Genomic DNA, 17,236 nt, shown 5'->3' with positions numbered 1-17,236 from the left:
TTCGAGGCTTGGCTGAAATCTTACGCTCAATCTCGCGGAAGGTTCCATCGAGATTTGCGGACTGGCAGCTTTCCGCCCATCACAGTTTCGCAACGTAAGGGGCCTTATTGTGGGGCCGCGGCATCGGCGCGCGCGGCTTCCCAGCCCAGCATGGCGCGCTTGACGCCCAATCCCCAGTGATAGCCGCCCAGCCCACCCGATTTGCGCAAGGCCCGGTGGCAGGGAATCAGAAACGAAATTGGATTGCGCCCGACCGCCGTGCCCACCGCGCGCACGGCTTTTGGGTGGCCGATGGCCGTGGCGATATCGGAATAGGTCGTGACATGTCCCGAGGGGATCGCGAGCAGCGCCTCCCAGACCTTGATCTGGAACGGGGCGCCGATCAGCGTCATCTGCGCCTGGCCCCGACCCGACAGCGCCGCCGTGACCCAAGCGCGCAGGGGCGCGGGGTCTTCGACATAGCGGGCTGCGGGCCAGCGTCGGGCAAGGTCTTCGAACGCCGCCTGCTGGCCCGTCTCGGCGTAAAAGCCGATGCCGCAGAGCCCCTGATCCGTGCCCATCGCGATCAACGGACCAAAGGGGCTGTCGAATAGGCCCCAGCGAATCGTGATTTCGGCACCGCCTGCCGCGAAAGCGCCTGGCGTCATCGCCTCCCAACGCAGGATGAGATCATGCAGCCGTCCGCTGCCCGACAGCCCCGCAAGATCAGCGACCTCGTCAAGCGGCATCTGGCGGGCCAGCAGATCGCGCGCGAGGTCGAGCCGGAGATATTGCTGGTAGCGCTTGGGAGAGACGCCAACCCAAGCCGAGAAGACGCGCTGGAAATGCGCCGGGCTCATGCCCAGCCGATCCGCGAGCCCTTGAAGCGAGGGCATTTCGCCTGCGGCATCCGCGGCATCGATCTCGCGCAGGGCGCGTGCGATCAGGCGGTAGTGGTAACGGTCGTCGAGCGCGGTCTGCTGGGTCATCTGCGAGCCTTTCCTTGGCGCTCAGAGTACCCTGAGACGCTGCGGTCTGCGACCCGGAAGCTGCGCAATCAGGCGGCAAAACTTGCCTCGCTGCGTATCCCGTCCTGTGTGAAGAGCGCGGTCTCCCAGTCGGCCAGAACCCCGCGCGCGGCGGTGCGGTGGCTTTCGATCACCTGCGCTGCAATCGTGTGACGTATGCCATCGGGCAGCAAGGCAAGATAGGCGGCATCGGCGTGAACCGACCCGACCCAGAGCTGTCCCGCCAGCACGATCTCGGGCGCATCGAAAAGCAGTGTGTATAGCACCTGAGGCCCCGTCGCGGGTTTTGGGGGCACAGTCAAATCGCCCGCATGAGCGAACATCTCCCGCTCTCCGAACCACAGCTCCAGCTCATAGCCCGCAAGCAGTATCGGGCAATCGGGACTAAGCGTCATCGCCTGAGCGGGCTGCGCTTCGCCGAACTGATCCGGGGCAAGCTGGATCGGTCTGCATTCGGGCGGGGAGAGGCGCGGCATGACATGCTGACCAAGCCATAATAGCGGCTGATAGCCATGATCGCGCGTGTGGATCATGTCGCCGGGCCGCAGCCAATCAATCGGCACCTCGCCCGACTGTGTCGCAATCAGCGTGCCCGCCCCAAGCGCTGGCAGCGTCGCGATCTGCTCCGGAGAGGCTGGGCGGCTGCCCTCCCAATCGGGCGGGGCCAGCGCATAGGCATGGCCAGGGACCAGCGGTTCCGAGGGGATATAGAGAGACAACACCCCGTCGATCTCGATCCGGTCGAGACGCAGGACCGCGTCAGGGCCGTCCAGAAACAACGGCAGATCAGCGCTCAGCTTTCCGCGCGCGACACTCCGGCCCTGCGCGTCATAGAGGCAGACATATGTGCCGCTCTCCCCCGGAGCCGGGGCCAGAGACCACAGGCCCCCCGACTGAACGAAATCGGGTGCCAGATACCAACGATTTGTGCGCCTGTCGTGGAAGACGCTGCCTTCGGGATAGCCATATTCCATTTTCGTCCCCGGACGGTGCTGCTGTTGGGGGGAGTGTCGCGCGTTGGCGCAAATATCGGGTTAAGCGCTGGCAAAAACCCTCGCGTCCGATCGCGACAGTTTTCGCAAAATCCTCACCAATTGCCGCGCAGACTTGCCCTTGCGCGGGGAGGAAGGCATTAGGGGATATGGCCAAACAGTTCGACTATGCCTCTATGAAAGAGGTTTTTTCCCGCTTCCAGACTTCCGAGCCCCATCCCCAAGGGGAGCTCGAGCATGTGAATGCCTATACGCTAGTGGTCGCAGTGGCGCTTTCGGCGCAGGCGACGGATGCGGGCGTGAACAAAGCCACGCGCGGGCTCTTTGCGCGCGCCGACAGCCCCGAGAAGATGCTGGAGCTGGGCCTCGATGGCGTGACCGAGCATATCAAGACGATCGGGCTGTTTCGGCAAAAGGCCAAGAATGTCATCAAGCTCAGCCAGATCCTCGTCGATCACTATGGCGGCGAGGTGCCCAGCTCGCGCGCGGCGCTGCAATCGCTGCCCGGCGTCGGGCGCAAGACCGCCAATGTCGTGCTCAACATGTGGTTCGGGCATCCCGCGCAGGCGGTGGACACGCATATCTTCCGGGTCGGCAACCGCTCGGGGATCTGTCCGGGCAAGGATGTCGACGCGGTCGAACGGGCGATCGAGGACAATGTGCCGGTCGAATTTCAACATCACGCGCATCACTGGCTGATCCTGCACGGGCGCTATATCTGCGTGGCACGCAAACCGAAATGTGGCGCCTGTCCGATCCGGGACCTGTGCCAGTTCGAGGAGAAAACGCTTTGAAAAACTATCAGGTCGTCGGCATCGGAAACGCCATTGTCGATGTGATCGCGCAATGCGACGACAGCTTTCTGGATCATATGGGGATCGAGAAAGGCATCATGCAGCTCATCGAGCGCGAGCGCGCAGAGACGCTTTACGGCGCGATGAAAGATCGTACGCAGGCGCCGGGCGGCTCGGTCGGCAATACTTTGGCGGGGCTGGGCAATATGGGGCTTGGAACCGCCTTTATCGGTCGTGTGAAAGACGATGTGCTGGGGCGATTCTATGCCGCCTCGCTTGCCGCTGAGGGCACCGATTTCCCGAACGCGCCGGTGCCGACGGTTGAGCTTCCGACCTCGCGCTCGATGATCTTTGTCACGCCTGATGGCGAGCGTTCGATGAACACCTATCTGGGCGCGGGTGCCGATCTTGGCACCGAGGATGTCGCCCTTGAGGTCGTGGAAAATTGCGAATGGCTCTTTCTCGAGGGCTATCTGTTTGACAAGGACCACGGCAAGACGGCGTTTCACAAGGCCGCTGAGGGCTGTCACCGGGGCGGGGGGCGCGCTGGCATCGCGCTGAGCGATCCGTTCTGCGTCAACCGTCACCGCGACGATTTTCGGCGCCTCGTGCGCGATCAGATGGATTACGTGATCGGCAATGAGCACGAATGGCAGGCGCTCTATCAGACCGAGCTTGAACCGGCCTTGCAGCAGGCCGCGCAGGAATGCGGCACGGTCGTGTGCACGCGCTCGGGCTCGGACGTGGTTGTGATCCGTGGCAGCGAACGGGTCGATGTGCCGGTCAAACGTGTGGTGCCGCTTGATGCGACAGGCGCGGGCGACCAGTTCGCGGCCGGATTCATCTACGGGATGGCCACGGGGCAAAGCCTCGAGGTGTCCGGTCGCATGGGCTGTATCGCTGCCGCTGAAGTGATCAGCCATTACGGCGCGCGTCCCGAGGTCGATCTCAAAACCCTGTTCGCCGCGAATGGTGTGATCTGAGCCGGTTGCATGGTGTGACGTAAGGGAGTGACATGCACGCTTGATTGCGCGCGTCAGGTTTTGATTTGATCGAACCGCCGCCGAACGACGCGCCAGATCGCCGCGCATCTGCCATAATAGAAAAGGCCCCGCGCAGTTGCGTGGGGCCTTTCTTGTCGCACTGGCGCGCGGCCTATTTCAGCCTGTTGCCTGTGATTAGCAAGGTGTTGAGCAAGCCGAAGACCGTGCGCACGCTCACCACCGGGGACTCCGTCACGATCACCGTATCTTGCGGATTGATCTCGAACTTGCGGGCAGCGAACAGCCCCTCGCCGCTGGTCAGATCGAAGACAAAGGCCACGTCCGCGCGGTTCGGCCCCTTGCCGTCCTGACGGAGCTGATCGGGCGTATATTCGCGCAGCACCAGCACACCTTTCGGGTTCGCGCGGGTATCGTCGAGGCCGCCCACCAGTGACATGGCTTCAAGCGCGGTCAGCGTCTCTTTCGGGAAGGTCACGATGTTCTCTTTGCCGCTCGCACCGAAGGCGGTGAAGTAGCGCTGATCTTCCTGCACGACGACCTTGTCCCCGCCGCTGACGGTTGTGTCATAGCGCGCATCAGAGAACAGCTTTTTGGACCGGATGTCATAGGTCCGCCCATTGCGCATCAGCCGCACCAGCGGGTTGTTGAGCGTCGGTGAAATGCCGCCGCCACGCGCGATGATCGACAAGACGGTGCTGTTGCGGTCGAGCAGCGGGTAGGTGCCGGGCTTGGCGACGCCCGAGACAAGATCGACAGAGCTGCTCTCGCCGGGCTCATAGTCAAGTTGAACCTGCGCGGAGGGGATGAAGGGCTGCAACGCATCCTCAACCTTTTTGCGCGCGGTATTCGGGCGCATGCCACGCACCATGATATCTCCAACATAGGGCACGAAAATCGTGCCATCCGGAGCCACGGTCACCTTGCTGATCGGAACGACCTTCTGGTCGGCATTGGTCAGCAGGGAATTTTCGCTGTTGTCCCAGACTTTCAGCGTGATCATATCCCCGGTCTGGATCAGCGGCGCGTTGGAGCCGGTGGTCTTGGGCAACCAGTGATAGGTGCCCGACCACCCCGTGGTGGGCCAAGCATCAAGCGCTACGACATTATCGCGTTTGACGCGGACGATCTCGAAGGGAGCATCCTTGTTGTTGCTCTGTCCATGCCCGATGATCTCGTTCGTCATACCGACGCCGCGCGGCAGCGTACATGCGCTCAGCGCGACGATACAGGCCAACGTCAGGCACACTCGAAAAAGCTTGTGGGGCAAGTTGCGTCTCTCCGCCGGTCTCGTCTGAATCACGCCTTATTAACCACGAAATGCGACGGTTCACACCGAAAAATTCGCCGCAGTGCGGCGGTGTGCCATCTCATCAACGATCTGTGAACGGGCCGCAGAAGGCTAGTCCTCGCGCAGGGCGTAGGAAAGGTAGTCACCCAAGGGCTTTATGAGATAAGAGGCAACGCTGCGGGCCCCGGTGCCGATGAAACCCTCAAAAGGTGTGCCGGGCTTCAGCCCCTGCGCCACAGGCACAGGCAGGCCCGGTCCTGTCACGGTAAGCTGGGCGAGAAAATAGGTCCGGCCCGTCTGTGGATCGCGCATGACGTCGGCCGAGACGTCGCGCACAATCGCGGGAAAGCTGGGCGTGGTGCGGCGATTGAAGCTTGGAAACTGGAGCGTGGCAGGTTGCCCCGCCGTGACCCTGTCGATCTCTCGGGGATCGATCTGCGCGGTGAATGTCAGGGGCGATCCGGCGGGCACGATCGAGAGCACATCGCGGCCCGCGGGCATGACCCCGCCGAGCGTGTGGAGCTGCATATCGATGATCTCGCCTGTGATCGGGGCGCGCAGCACGCGGCGACCGATCCGGGTCTCGATCAAGGCAAGCCGTTCGCGCAGATCGGTCTCGGCAGGCAAAAGCTCGCGCAGTTCCTCTTGGGCTGCGGCGCGCTGCGCGGTTTGCTGGCCCAGCATCTCAAGCTGATCGCTCGCCATTCGACTTCGGGCCTCGGCGATCTGTGCGGTGAGCTGGCCGATCCGACCGTCGAATTCCGCATCTTGCCTTTGCAGGGCCAGCACGCGAGGCGCTTGCGACAGGCCTTGATTGAGCAAGGCGCTTTGCACGGCAAGCTCCTGCGCGATGAAGGCTCGCTGGCGTGTCTGGGCGGCCCGCTGCCGGGTGTATCCCGCGATCTGAGCCTCGATCTGGGTCTTGCGCTGCGTGAATTGGCGCTCGGCCAGCGCGCGCGTGTCGTGGAACGCGGTGAAGGCGGCACGTTCTGCGCCGATGATGCGGGCCACCCCCGGATCGTCGCGTCCCGCCTGCGTAAGCTCAGGCGGGAAGCGCAGCGCTGTGTCTTCCGCGATGCGGGCTGTCAGCTGAACAATCCGCGCGGTGGTCTTTGAGAGCGCCTGGATCAGCAGCGTGCGTTGGGTGCGCAGTTCGGTATCGTCGAGCGTGATCAGGGCATCCCCGGCCTTGACATGATCGCCATCGCGGACATGGATCTGCGAGATTACCCCGCCATCGGGATGTTGCACGATCTGGCGTTGCATCTCGAAGGCAACCCGTCCCTGCACCACCACCGCGCCGGAAATCTGGCACAGGACCGCCCAGAGCACAAAGCCGCCCAGCCCGAGCCCGAGGACCAAGGAGCCCGCCGCGAGATAGGGGCGCGCAGACCAGTCTTGCGTCATGGTACGGCCCCGCGTTGCGAGGTGAACACCTGTGGTTCGGTCTGGTTCAGCCGCGCGAGCACCGTATCGCGCGGCCCGAAATCGCGCGCGACCCCGCCATCAAGCAGTAAGACAAGGTTGCATTGCGCCAACGCCGACGGCCTGTGCGACATCACGAAGACCAGCTTGCCGGACGCGCGTGCCTGTGCGATCGCGAGATTGAGCGCATGGACGCCCTGATCGTCGAGATGGGCATTGGGCTCGTCTAGAATGAGCATTTCTGGCTCGCCGAAAAAGGCGCGGGCCAGCCCGATGCGTTGGCGCTGCCCGCCCGAAAGCGCGGCCCCGTCATCATGCAGCACCGTGTCATAGCCTTGCGGGAGGGCGAGGATCAGATCGTGGACGCAGGCGGCGCGCGCGGCGTCAATGATCGCCTGAGGCTTGGCATCGGGCGCGAAGCGCGCGATGTTTTCAGCCACGGTGCCGGGAAGCAGCACGACCTTCTGGGGCAAGTAGCCGAGGAACCCGCCCAGACGGTCGGGGTCATATTGCGCGAGGTCCGCGCCGTTGAGGCGGATCGCGCCGCGGATTGGCGGCCAAAGCCCGGTGAGGGCGCGGGCAAGCGAAGACTTCCCGCTGGCCGAGGGGCCGATCACCGCAACCGCATCTCCGGCAGAGGCCCGGAGGCTGATATTGCGCAGGCTCGGGGCCTCGCTGCCGGGCGGTATGACGGCCAGCCCCTCGACAGTAAGGTGCGGCGGTTGCGGGCGGGGCAGGGGCATCGGGACGTCTGGGAGATGAGCCGATAGAAGCGCATTCAGGCTGGCGCGGGCCTGAAGGGCGCGCTGGATCTGAGGCCAGTGAGCGAGGGTCTGCTCCACCGGAGCGAAAGCGCGTCCCAGCAGGACAGAGCCCGCGATCATCGCCCCTGCGGTGAGTTGGTCGCGTAAGACCAGCCACGCCCCGAGCGCAAGGATCGCGGATTGCAACAAGATCCGGCTGGCGCGGGTTGCCGCCGCAATCGCGCCGCTTCGATCTGAAGCCTGCATGCGTGCGCTCAGCGCCCGGTCGCGCAGCGCGCGCCACCTGTCCGATTGGACCTGACGCATCCCAAGGGCGCGGATCGTCTCGATGTCGCGGCGCGCAGCTTCGCCCATGTGATCGGCCTGTGCCGAGATCCGCGCCGCTTTGTGCAGCCCGGTCCGGCTGACACGCTGGTTGAGTGCGGCAAGCGCAAAGATGAGCACCGCCCCGCCGAGCGCAAAGCTGCCCATCAGCGGATGAAAGAGAAAGAGAATGCCGATGAAAAGCGGGGTCCATGGCAGGTCGAACAGCGCGCCTGGCGCGGCGGAGGCAAACAGCTCTTGCAAGGCGCGCAGATCGGCGAGCGCGAGGCTCGGACGGTCGCGCATCGCGGGCCGCTCGGCATCGCGCAGCGTCGCTGCAATGGCCGCGTCATCAAGCCGGGACTGGAGTTGCGCGCCCACGCGCGCGAGAACCCGCCCCCGCAGATGATCGAGCAGGCCCATGATCGCGAAGAGAAACACCGTGATTGCAAAAAGCACCAAGAGCGAGCTGGTCGAGCGACTGGCCAGCACCCGGTCATAGACCTGCAACATGAACAGCGGCCCGGTCAGCATCAGAAGATTGATCACCGCGCTGAACAGCCCGACTCCGATCAGCGCGGGACGGGCACCCGCCAGCGCGCGGGGCAAGATATCAGTGGGTTGCGCGCTGTCACTCGGCACCATGGCCTTGCTCCGCCATCAGGGAAGGATAATCCCGGCGCCATTCCGTTCCGCCGGCGTCCCCTACAGATGCGCGATCAACCTTAATATTTCCCTTCCATCGGAGCGATTTCCGCTCAGACCCGGGCGCTCGCCCGCCGCCCGAGATAGGCGAGCGGTGGTGCCCCGAAGGCTTTCTTGAACATGATGGTGAAGGCGGCTGGGTTCTCGTATCCGAGATCGAGGGCAACCGCTGTGACAGGCCGTCCTGTTGCCAGTTGTGGCAGCGCTGACAGCAGACAGGCTTGCTGCCGCCACGCCACGAAGCTCAGCCCGGTTTCCTTGCGAAAGAACCGTGTGAAGGCACGCCTGCTCATGCCAAGCCGTCCGCTCCAGTCGTCGATCGTCTCGTGAATATTCGGGCGTTGCATGAAGCGTCTGCAGATCGCGGCCAAGCGATCATCTCGCGGATAGGGCAGCGACAGGGGCAGGGTGGGGAGCCGCGCGATCTCATAGCCCAAAAGCGTCATCAGCGCTCCCGCCCGACCACCCAGATCATATTCGAGCGGAAGATCGAGGGCTTCGACAATCAGGCCGCGCATGAAGCTGGAGATTTCTAGAACCTGACAATGATCGGGCATGCCGCGCGCCGCATCGGGCTCGATATAGAGGCTTTGTACTCGGACCGCGCCGACCATCTGGACATTGTGGATCACGCCGGGCGGAATCCAGACACCCCGCTGTGGCGGCATGACCCAAGTGCCATAGGGCGTGGACAGCACGATAAGACCGGTCGCACCAGAGATCAGCTGTCCGCGCCTGTGGGAATGCGGCGCGATCTGACGGCCGTCGGGGTGATCGCGGGTGATCGCGACGATGGGGCGGCGAATGTGATCCACCGCGTCGATAGGAATATCTCGCATCTCTGGCCCAGTTGCGTAAGAGCGAGGCCCGCTCAAGGTGGCAGGCCAATCGCACGATCCGTAGAACGGAGGTGCCTCTTTGGCAAGTGACCCTCGCTTCTTCTCCGACCAAGGCTGATCCTATGTCCCTGACCATCACAGCCGCCCCGACACCCAGAGGGCGGGCGAGCTATTCTGTGCTCGGCGCAGCCAGCCTGTGCCATTTCCTCAATGACATGATTCAGTCGCTGCTGCCTGCCGTGTATCCCATCCTGCAGGGCCACTTTGCGCTGTCCTTTGTACAGGTGGGCTGTCTGACGCTTGTCTACCAGATCACGGCTTCGATCCTTCAGCCCTTTATCGGCGCCTATACGGATCGCAGACCGTTGCCCTATTCGCTGCCCTTCGGCATGGCGTCCTCGATGCTGGGCTTGCTGACGCTGGCCTATGCGCCAAGCTATGCGGTGCTGCTTGCGGGCGGGGTCCTGCTGGGCGTCGGCTCCTCGATCTTTCATCCCGAATCCTCGCGCATCGCCCGGCTCGCCTCGGGGGGCTCACATGGCATGGCACAGTCGATCTTTCAGGTGGGCGGCAATTTCGGCACGGCCATCGGTCCGCTTGCCGCAGCCTTCATCGTGCTGCCGCGCGGGCAGCAGGGGCTTGCGTGGTTTGCCTTGGCGGCACTGACCGGGATGATCATTCTGAGCGCTCTGGGCCGCTGGTATAAGGTCAACGGCCATGCGAAACGCCCATCCGCGAAGGCGCCGATCCGGCATGCGGTGCTGTCGCGGCGCAAGGTTCGCATGGCGATCTGCGTGCTGATCGCGCTGCTGTTTTCCAAATATATCTATCTGGCCTCCTTCACGAGCTATTACATCTTTTTCCTGATCGCGAAGTTCGGGATCGGCACGCAGCAGGCGCAAATCTGTCAATTCGTGTTCTTCGGAGCGGTCGCGGCGGGCACGGTTGCAGGCGGTCCGATCGGCGACAAGATCGGGCGCAAGCCGGTGATCTGGGCGTCGATCCTGGGCGTGCTGCCGTTCACGTTGATCTTGCCGCATGTCGGTTTGACGCCGACGGTTCTGCTCAGCGCGGTCATCGGTTTCACCATCGCTTCGGCCTTCCCGACCATCCTGGTCTACGGTCAGGATCTGATGCCCGGGCGGGTGGGCATGGTCTCGGGGCTCTTTTTCGGCCTCGCCTTCGGGATCGGGGGGATTGGTGCGGCGATGTTGGGCGCTCTGGCGGATTGGAAGGGCATCACATTCGTGTTCGACCTGTGCTCCGTGCTGCCGGTGATCGGCATACTCGCCGCCTTTCTGCCCGATACGCGTGTGCTTGAGAGGGAAGGGTAAAGGCGGCGCTTTCGCGTTGGCGGGTCGCGCGCCCTATCCAGGCACGCACAAACGGACGAGAAGCGCGAGGATCAGCGCAGGCGGCATCACCCTGAGCCCCACCCAAAGAAACTGGAGCGCCGAGACATGCAGCCCCGCGAGGCGCAGGGTCGCAAGCCACAACAGCGTGGCGAGCGACCCGGTCACCGAAAGGTTCGGCCCAAGATCCACGCCGATCATCAGGCAATCGCGCATGAGATGCCCCAAATCTCCGGCCGTGGCCGCAGCCGCCGCGGCCAGCCCGACGGGCAGGTTATTGGCAAGGTTGCTCGCGATGCCGACCCCAAGCCCGCTCAGCCCGGCGGTCAGGCGCGGGGAGATCTCAGCCATCTGCCCGAGCCATCGCCCCAGATCGGTCAAGAGCCCTTGCTGCTCCAACAGATTGACCAGCACGAACAGTCCGGCCACCAAGGGCAGCACGCCCCAAGTGAGCTGGCGCAACAGCGGCAAAGGGGATCGGCGCGTGCTCAGGCTCACCGCCAAGGCGACGCTTATCCCGGCGCCGAGCGTCGCTAGCCCCAGATCGCCGCCCAAAGCCGAGACCGTGACGAGCAGCACAGCGGAAATCCCGAGCCCCGCCGCCGCGACCCAACCGCCCGTTGACAGCACCGGCACGTCGCAGCTTGCGGGCTGCGTGCCCAGCTCATGCCGCATCACCCAGCGCAGAGAGAGATAGCTGACGAGCACGGCCACCACGGCAGAAGGTCCGAGCCGCGCGAGCCAATCTCCCAGCGACGGCAGGACGCCATGATAGAGCACAAGATTCGCCGGGTTCGAGATCGGCAGGACGAAACTCGCCGCATTGGCGATGATGGCGCAGGTGAAGAGATAGGGCAGCGGTGGCACGCGCGCATGGCGGGTCACGGCCAGAACAGCCGGTGTCAGCACGACGACCGTGGTGTCGTTCGACAAAAAGACGGTCACGCCTGTGCCCACGAGATAGAGGATCAGGAAGAGACGCCGCGCCGAACCTGCGGCTGCCTGTACGGCGCGAGCGGCAAGATGATCGAAGAGACCTTCGCGCCCCGCGACCTCGGCCAGTAGCATCATCCCGATCAAAAAGGCGTAGACCTCCCGCCCCTCGCCGATCGCATGCAAAGCATCCGAAAGCGGCAGCGCACCCAGCACAACGATCGCCACAGCGCCCGTCACCGCGAAGATCCAGTCATGCCAGCCAAAAGGACGCAGGATGACACATGCCGTCGCACATGCGGCAATGCACAGGCCAATCACCTCCACCGTCATCAAACCGCCCAACGCATCACGTCTGCTCCTCAAATCCCTAAAGAGGTCAAATCCATGACGGATCTGGTGAAACCTGTCGAGATGTCTCGACGGGGCTTGCGTTGCGAACGGGGTAGGCCTGCCTCGGAACTTGGCGGGGACAAATATCGACCGCCCGCCGACATGCCGCCGATACCCGCGTAAGGGCACCGAATCTGATGTCAGAAATGACAAAAGACCCCGCAGGGCCAAGGCTATCTGTCGCATCGATGGGGGGTGAAGTGGTGCTGCTGGAGAGATTTGAATTGTCTAGGATTTCTCCAGAGTCCATCATAAGTATCTGTTATTGAACGATTTTTTATAGCGCGTGCTAGGTGGGTATATCGAGGCAATTAACACAAAAGTTGACACAAGAAAAATGAATGAGATTCGGGGCGGCTGACGCCGCCCCTCCGCGTTTCACTACATTCGATCCCAGTCGTGGCGGCAACTGGGGCACAGGTCGTTTAGGTCGCCAGATTCGACGTCCCAAGCTTGGTCGACGGAGATGGTAAACCCGCATCGCCAACACTCTGGCCGACAATAGGGCTCTTCCACCTTGGTGCGGAAATGCCAGCTCTGCTTGGGCGTCAGGATTTCTTGCCCCTTGTCTTGCACAAGCCGCGCGATGCCATAGACAGGCTGATCGCACTCTCTGATGATGCCTGCCTGAAAAAGGTGTTCGAGGTGCTCTGCCATCTCGTAGCGCACGCGTGCGTTTTCTAGGTCATCAAAATGACTCATCGTGGGTCCTCAATATTTGTTTGAAAATATGGGGGCGCAGGTAATCCCGCACCCCCATCTATGTATAGCGTCCTAAATTCGGACTTTTTAAACATCGTGATCGAATTTTTTTTCCGATAGGCCTCAGCGGCTCATTCGGGGGCAGGCTCTTGGCCCGCGTCAGCGGGAGCCTATTGCTAAATTGTTCTGCCGTCATGACGCAGAGAAAGCATGGCGTCGTATCGCCCCTGTTGTGGCGCGCAGTCGATAAGGGCATACCCGATGTTATGGATGGTCGTGCTCGAGGCAGCGAGCGCCCGCTCTCCGCCATCTCGTTTAGAGGTGCAATCGGCCGAGGCTGTGTAAAAACTCGCCCCTGGTCTACGACTGCCGGAACGAGGTTCTCGTCAGGCCGGGAACCCGCGTGATCGTTCCGCTTATCGACGATACTGACCCTCCCCACGGAATTCTGTTCGTGTCGGATTCAGGGAATCTGAGTTTTCACACAGCCTCGGCCCTCAGCGGACGCATGTTCTAGGCGCAGCGAAGGCCCGGTCACAGCCGATTTTGTTGAAAAACTCTTCGATCAGAAATTTGCGCGGAAGACTTGGAATTCCGTTCGCCAAAACCGAAGGTTGGGAAACACAGTTTTGTAGAGAGCTGTTTGGCAGACGAATATTCTGAAAACTGACAGCAGCCGCTCAAACACAGAGTTTTTCAACAAAATCAGCCCAAAACGGACATGAACCTCGCCGACTCAGCATGGGCATCGTACCCAAGGCAGTCGGCTTACATTCATTCGCGGCAGCCTCAATAAGTACGTCAGCTAATAGAAGAACGGCAAGCTCCACTGTGGACTAGGGTGTAGAGGCACTTGGCCGGGTGGCATCCGATGGCGGGATGAAGAAAACTCGTTAGCATGGACTTACGTTCTATCGGAAACGTAGTGCTCCCACACGGCTCCGCAGAAGGTTAGGAGCGTGCACATCACCCAGATCAAGACGAGCGCACCACTCGGAGCCCCACCCCAAGAGATCGGGCCAAACGGCGTTTCGAATGCGAATGCAAATTGCGCGGGGACTATCAGGATAAGCCCGGAGCTTATGCAAGCCGTGAAGAGCCGCCTGAACATGAAGCCACGGTCGAGCATGCGGAAGACGATCCTCACGAAGACGGTCGTGACCAACGCGGCAGTCCCGGACCAGATGAAGGATATCCCGAGCTCAAACCAGCCTATGAGAAAGACGGCCGCGAACGTCGCCGCCAGTATCCGGTTCGTATTCAGCCACTCTCCTGATCGAACGGGCTCCTTCCCGTGACCCAGCCAGTACCAAACCAACATTTCGACGCCAGAACGTTCGCTCTCGTCCACTATTGCGTCGAGCTTTTGTCTTATCGCTTCTGCCTGTTCCAAGCCGTTAAGATTCTTCACTGATCGGTGGATCTTCTCGGCCTTTTTTAACCACTCTTTGCGGGTGTTTTCACTGCGCACGGACGGCCTCGGAAACGTACACTGGCTCGACGTTCCGATAGCGGTCAATGTCGATCTCTTCACCTGTGCTCTCATCGAGCATCGTCTCAGGCACGTCCCATGGGCTCTTGAACGTGGCAAGTGAGGCCTTCGTAGACGGTGACACTACGCGGTAGACAACTCGCAGGTTGCCCTCGGACACTCGCTTCGCTAGCGCGCGCATTAGTTCGGCTTCGCTTGGAGCACCGACCAAATCCTTGAAGCGGTTCAGCGTCACCTCCCGGTACGTCAGCGCATTGCGAAGCTTGCCGACCTCGGTGTCGAGGCGGTTCTCCCAATCTGCATTTTGACGTCTCTGGAACATCATTCCTCGCTGTTCACCTTGATGATTGCGTCAAGCACTTCGTCGTATTCATCTCGAGATAGCCCGGCAGTGAAGATTATCTCGTTAATGTCCTCGGACAGAATTGCGTTTATTCTCTTAACCTTACCGAAGTAGTAAGAAACGCGGACCTTTTCGCAGTATGCCTCCGGATCACCGACGGTGAACTGCTTAATGACTTCTGTCATTACGCTAGATTTAAGTATACCACCTTGTTCCGCCTGTGAGCTGGATTGTATTCGGTCACCTCGGTCATTTCTGTGCTGCGCCTCATAAAGGTCGAAGTTTTCGGAGACTTCCTGCTTTTTCTGAAGGTCCGAGAATGAGTTCTTCGCCGTCGATAGGCTGAGTTCGCTTATCAAGGTTGTTTCGACCAGTCCGTTCACCTGCTTGAGCATCGCGTTTGCCGTGCCTGAATAGGAGATTGGATGCTCTGCTCGAGGACTTAGGCGCACTTCTACGAGGCCATCTCGGCGAATTTTCAAGACGTCAACGGCGCGAAACCGGACCCTAGGTGCTAGATATACTTCCTGACCAGCGACCTCCGTCAGTACGCCTCGTTTCCGCCGATACTCCGTTCTAGCGGTTTTGACGACGAGCGCGTCGGTATCTCCGCCGTCGCCGATTCTAACCTCGGTTACAACCGGGTGGGTTGGGTAGGCTGCAAAGAGGTACTCGCCTGTCCCAGGGAAACCCTTGTCCTTTGCCCAAGCACTGACTGCTTCTAGCTTTATTGCACCACGAATACTATCTAGGTAGTCTGTGCCAAAATGGAACAGGCGCACATGCTTGTTGCCATGCTCTTCAGCTTCACGAATGATCCCAATCAGGTCGTTCCGCGTTATCGCTCCACTCGACAGCGCTGGTTCAATCCGATCCTCGATCATTTGCTTCCAACTTGAAGCAGAATGGGACAATTTCTTGTCTCGTAGGAAGACCCGTACAGCGTCTAAGGTCGCTTGGTTTTCAAGGACCTCGAAAAGTAATTCTTGGCTAATTTCTTCGTTAAGGTTGTGCTTATTCATCCGGCGCCCGCTTGCTTCCTTGGATACAGAATCACCCCCAAGGATCCCAAAATCTACATATTGTGCGTTGAGCATCACACGGCCACTACCAATTTTCAACTTATCCCGCTTCGTCTAAGGGGCGCAACCGGAGCAAGCGGATGAACCGGCGGCGATGACCTACAGATTAACACATCTGTGTGGTCGTTGCGCGGTACCCGAGTTCGGTTTCCTTCAGGTCACCATTTCTAACGGCAACGTACGATGCCAGCGGAAGACGCTCTCCTGACCTCCAATGGCTCATCGACCTCGCAATCGCAGCGAAAGACAGGACTAGTGAAAATGCACGATGGCGTCGCCTGACCCGGTAAATGGGCAAAGGCCTGTCACGGCTGTGCTGTTATCCACTGAATCAAGGCGCGATGATGGCAAGGAGGCTGGGCACGGTCGGTTCGGGTATCCCGGCGCGACCGAGGAGAGCCGCGCCGGGCCGACAACTACCCAAAAAGCCACTATAGCCGAAAATGGCTAGATTTCATAGGGATGCGCCAAAACGGTTGTCGCGTGATGAGGGCAATGCAACGGGTTTCCGGGGGCGGTTTCGGGCATGTGCACCAATTCCGGCGAAAAAATTTTCCCAAATTCGGGGTGTCGCCCTTTCTGGAAGGGGGCCGGGTCATTTCCGGCTGGGTCCCCCGGTCGAAAAGCGCCTCACTGTTGCGCCATACGGGCCAAATCGGGGTGTGCGGGGCATTTTGTTGCTGAATCATGTAAACCCTTTTTTGCAGAGCAACTCGCTCGCAGTTACCGAGGCGCGTTTGGGATCCTCCCCCATACCCCCCTTGCGGGTCCCTAATGCATTGAAAAATAATGATAAAATAGTGTTTTGGGCAAGGTCGCGACTGCGCGTTCAAGCCCGCTGACGCGGGCCTTCACCGAGCCTGAGAGCCAGCGAGCTTATGTTATGACGATTCCACCAGTCTCGACGCGCTCAGCGGGGGTGACGGACGATCAGGCAGCGAGCCGCTTAAGAGCGTTCGAAACGGTCATCGGTGCCCAGCGCTTGCCTCTGGGAGTGGGCAGCGCGGCAGCGTTCAAGGCATCCGCGATCTGCGCCAATGTCGAGCCGGAGTTGCGCATCGGGAGGATGATCTGGGCGACACGCTGGGCGGCGGCGTCAGCCGCCTCGCGGGCAGCCTCGTTGCGCTTCATCGTTGCATCGCGAAGACCGCCGAGCTGGACGCCTCTGGCCTTGGCTTCTTGCAGCGCGGCCTTCGTTCTTTTGCTGATGAAGTCGCGCTCTTGCTCGGCTAGAGCCGCGTAGATATGAAGCTGGAACTTATCCGCGTGAGGCATGCTCGCGACCCTTATTTTCAAGGCTGAATTGTCCATCAGAGCCGCGATGAAGCTGACCTTGCGAGACAGTCTGTCCAGCTTCGCCACGAGCAATTCCGCGCCCTCAGAGCGGGCCAGAGCAATCGCTTTTTGCAGCTCCGGGCGGTCGTCCTGCTTGCCGCTCAGGACTTCCGTGAAGGTGTCCAGCACCTCAAAGGGGGTGTCGCTGTAGTTATCGAGGAAGAGGGCAATATCGCGGTCCTGAGCTTCTAGCCCGAGGCCACTTTCGCCCTGAGATTGGGTGCTGACGCGGCGGTAAATCACATACTTCCGGACCATGTTGAGAGCCTTTCAAAATCGTCAACGTTCGTTGTGATCTTTATACGGCTTCCGATGCATGATTCACGAGTCTTTTCAACATGTTGCGCATCACAAAACCGTTTCTAGATTGGCTCCAATGCGGTGTGAGAGGCGTTTCGACCGGATGATCACGAAACGTGTTATAGTGTAACATTTTGTGAGGTTGCATCTGTTGGGCGTTGTTGCAGAAGTCAGCGCTGGAAG

At 61.0% G+C, this 17,236-nt stretch carries 16 protein-coding genes; 3 read left to right on the top strand and 13 right to left on the bottom strand.

Translation table 11 applies throughout. From position 1 onward, the window contains the following. Window positions 1-104: 104 nt before the first annotated feature. Both DL1_RS11510 and DL1_RS20900 read right to left on the bottom strand, forming a co-directional pair. Window positions 105-968 (bottom strand): methylated-DNA--[protein]-cysteine S-methyltransferase, encoded by an 864-nt coding sequence (locus DL1_RS11510; protein WP_038066235.1) that lies wholly within the window; start codon window positions 966-968, stop codon window positions 105-107. Between the two features lie 68 nt (window positions 969-1,036). Then, entirely contained in the window at window positions 1,037-1,981 is a 945-nt protein-coding gene (locus tag DL1_RS20900) for a Hint domain-containing protein (RefSeq protein WP_051693505.1), read from the bottom strand. Window positions 1,982-2,148: 167 nt separating this feature from the next. On the opposite strand from DL1_RS20900, the gene nth reads away from it, so the two are divergent. Together nth and DL1_RS11495 are read left to right on the top strand one after the other, a co-directional pair. Continuing rightward, the gene (gene nth, locus DL1_RS11500) at window positions 2,149-2,793 is read left to right on the top strand and encodes an endonuclease III (protein ID WP_038066234.1); all 645 of its coding nucleotides are present in this window, start codon (window positions 2,149-2,151) and stop codon (window positions 2,791-2,793) included. Continuing rightward, window positions 2,790-3,776: an adenosine kinase gene (locus DL1_RS11495; RefSeq protein ID WP_038066232.1), complete on the top strand. Its 987-nt coding sequence runs from the start codon at window positions 2,790-2,792 to the stop codon at window positions 3,774-3,776. The genes nth and DL1_RS11495 overlap by 4 nt, the downstream gene beginning before the upstream one ends. A 172-nt stretch (window positions 3,777-3,948) precedes the next feature. Here the strand turns inward: DL1_RS11495 and DL1_RS11490 are convergent, their stop codons facing one another. The 4 genes from DL1_RS11490 to DL1_RS11475 form a co-directional block, all read right to left on the bottom strand. Further along, window positions 3,949-4,980, bottom strand: coding sequence for a polysaccharide biosynthesis/export family protein (locus DL1_RS11490; RefSeq protein ID WP_081856330.1), 1,032 nt, complete (start codon window positions 4,978-4,980; stop codon window positions 3,949-3,951). Between the two features lie 216 nt (window positions 4,981-5,196). Continuing rightward, window positions 5,197-6,492, bottom strand: a complete 1,296-nt coding sequence (locus DL1_RS11485; protein WP_051693502.1) for an HlyD family type I secretion periplasmic adaptor subunit — start codon at window positions 6,490-6,492, stop codon at window positions 5,197-5,199. Next, a complete protein-coding gene (locus tag DL1_RS11480) occupies window positions 6,489-8,222 on the bottom strand; it encodes a type I secretion system permease/ATPase (RefSeq protein ID WP_038066230.1) in 1,734 nt (577 codons plus the stop codon). Before DL1_RS11480 ends, DL1_RS11485 begins: the two co-directional genes overlap by 4 nt. 113 nt (window positions 8,223-8,335) lie before the next feature. Beyond that, a complete protein-coding gene (locus tag DL1_RS11475; RefSeq protein ID WP_038066228.1) occupies window positions 8,336-9,121 on the bottom strand; it encodes an AraC family transcriptional regulator in 786 nt (261 codons plus the stop codon). A gap of 122 nt (window positions 9,122-9,243) precedes the next feature. Here DL1_RS11475 and DL1_RS11470 point away from each other — a divergent pair, with 122 nt between their 5' ends. Next, window positions 9,244-10,455 carry an MFS transporter gene (locus DL1_RS11470; protein ID WP_038066227.1) on the top strand — a complete coding sequence of 404 codons (1,212 nt, stop codon included), beginning with the start codon at window positions 9,244-9,246 and terminating at the stop codon, window positions 10,453-10,455. Window positions 10,456-10,488: 33 nt separating this feature from the next. On the opposite strand, the gene DL1_RS11465 is transcribed toward DL1_RS11470, so the two are convergent. The 7 genes from DL1_RS11465 to DL1_RS21965 all read right to left on the bottom strand — a co-directional run. Continuing rightward, window positions 10,489-11,739 carry an SLC13 family permease gene (locus DL1_RS11465; RefSeq protein WP_038066224.1) on the bottom strand — a complete coding sequence of 417 codons (1,251 nt, stop codon included), beginning with the start codon at window positions 11,737-11,739 and terminating at the stop codon, window positions 10,489-10,491. A 441-nt stretch (window positions 11,740-12,180) separates the two neighbouring features. After that, a complete protein-coding gene (locus DL1_RS11460; protein WP_038066222.1) occupies window positions 12,181-12,501 on the bottom strand; it encodes a hypothetical protein in 321 nt (106 codons plus the stop codon). 904 nt (window positions 12,502-13,405) lie between these two features. Beyond that, complete coding sequence (locus DL1_RS11455) at window positions 13,406-13,972, bottom strand: hypothetical protein (protein WP_038066221.1); 567 nt, start codon at window positions 13,970-13,972, stop codon at window positions 13,406-13,408. After that, window positions 13,962-14,315: a hypothetical protein gene (locus DL1_RS11450; RefSeq protein WP_038066220.1), complete on the bottom strand. Its 354-nt coding sequence runs from the start codon at window positions 14,313-14,315 to the stop codon at window positions 13,962-13,964. Before DL1_RS11450 ends, DL1_RS11455 begins: the two co-directional genes overlap by 11 nt. Next, window positions 14,315-15,457 (bottom strand): hypothetical protein, encoded by a 1,143-nt coding sequence (locus tag DL1_RS11445; RefSeq protein WP_156022733.1) that lies wholly within the window; start codon window positions 15,455-15,457, stop codon window positions 14,315-14,317. The genes DL1_RS11450 and DL1_RS11445 overlap by 1 nt, the downstream gene beginning before the upstream one ends. Window positions 15,458-16,348: 891 nt before the next feature. Further along, window positions 16,349-17,011 carry a recombinase family protein gene (locus DL1_RS11440; protein ID WP_038066215.1) on the bottom strand — a complete coding sequence of 221 codons (663 nt, stop codon included), beginning with the start codon at window positions 17,009-17,011 and terminating at the stop codon, window positions 16,349-16,351. A 40-nt stretch (window positions 17,012-17,051) separates the two neighbouring features. Continuing rightward, window positions 17,052-17,236, bottom strand: a 185-nt coding sequence (locus tag DL1_RS21965; RefSeq protein WP_211250630.1) for a hypothetical protein, incomplete at its 5' end; no start/stop codon positions are given.

The sequence above is a fragment of the Thioclava dalianensis genome, from assembly GCF_000715505.1.
Lineage (GTDB): Bacteria > Pseudomonadota > Alphaproteobacteria > Rhodobacterales > Rhodobacteraceae > Thioclava > Thioclava dalianensis.
This window is presented reverse-complemented; position numbering and strand designations above follow the sequence as displayed.